General features: G+C 52.9%; 1 rRNA gene. It reads left to right on the top strand.

Annotated features, from left to right (window positions below):
- Window positions 1–1409 (top strand): 23S ribosomal RNA (locus DK187_RS20790); the annotation flags it as partial.

The raw sequence follows: 1409 nt of genomic DNA, 5'->3' as shown, positions 1-1409 counted from the left end.
GGGTGAGTCGGCCCCTAAGGCGAGGCAGAAATGCGTAGTCGATGGGAAACAGGTTAATATTCCTGTACTCGTGCATATTGCGATGGAGAGACGGAGAAGGCTAGGCCAGCACAGCGATGGTTGTCTGTGTTTAAGGCGGTAGGTTTAGGGCTTAGGCAAATCCGGGCCCTTTTAAGACCGAGAACTGATGACGAGCCCTCTTTTGGACGAAGTGGTTGATGCCATGCTTCCAGGAAAAACTTCTAAGCTTCAGATATGCAGGAACCGTACCCCAAACCGACACAGGTGGTCAGGTAGAGAATACCAAGGCGCTTGAGAGAACTCGGGTGAAGGAACTAGGCAAAACGGTACCGTAACTTCGGGAGAAGGTACGCCGGCCGGTGTGAAGGACTTGCTCCGTAAGCACTAGTCGGTCGAAGATACCAGGTGGCTGCGACTGTTTATTAAAAACACAGCACTCTGCAAACACGAAAGTGGACGTATAGGGTGTGACGCCTGCCCGGTGCTTGAAGGTTAATTGATGGGGTTAGCGCAAGCGAAGCTCTTGATCGAAGCCCAAGTAAACGGCGGCCGTAACTATAACGGTCCTAAGGTAGCGAAATTCCTTGTCGGGTAAGTTCCGACCTGCACGAATGGCGTAACGATGGCCACACTGTCTCCACCCGAGACTCAGTGAAATTGAAATCGCAGTGAAGATGCTGTGTATCCGCGGCTAGACGGAAAGACCCCGTGAACCTTTACTATAGCTTCACAGTGAACTTTGAACCTACTTGTGTAGGATAGGTGGGAGGCTTTGAAGCGGTGACGCCAGTTACCGTGGAGCCACTCTTGAAATACCACCCTGGTATGTTTGAGGTTCTAACTCAGGTCCGTAATCCGGATCGAGGACACTGTGTGGTGGGTAGTTTGACTGGGGCGGTCTCCTCCCAAAGAGTAACGGAGGAGCACGAAGGTGTGCTCAGCATGGTCGGAAATCATGCATAGAGTGTAAAGGCAAAAGCACGCTTAACTGCGAGACAGACACGTCGAGCAGGTACGAAAGTAGGTCTTAGTGATCCGGTGGTTCTGTATGGAAGGGCCATCGCTCAACGGATAAAAGGTACTCCGGGGATAACAGGCTGATACCGCCCAAGAGTTCACATCGACGGCGGTGTTTGGCACCTCGATGTCGGCTCATCACATCCTGGGGCTGAAGCCGGTCCCAAGGGTATGGCTGTTCGCCATTTAAAGTGGTACGCGAGCTGGGTTTAGAACGTCGTGAGACAGTTCGGTCCCTATCTGCCGTGGACGTTTGAGATTTGAGAGGAGCTGCTCCTAGTACGAGAGGACCGGAGTGGACGAACCTCTGGTGTTCCGGTTGTCACGCCAGTGGCATTGCCGGGTAGCTATGTTCGGACGGGATAACCGCT

Origin of the sequence: Marinomonas arctica (genome assembly GCF_003259225.1) — a bacterium.
GTDB classification, from domain to species: Bacteria; Pseudomonadota; Gammaproteobacteria; order Pseudomonadales; family Marinomonadaceae; genus Marinomonas; species Marinomonas arctica.
Note: the sequence above shows the minus strand (reverse complement) of the source record. Positions and strands in the feature narration are given on the sequence as shown.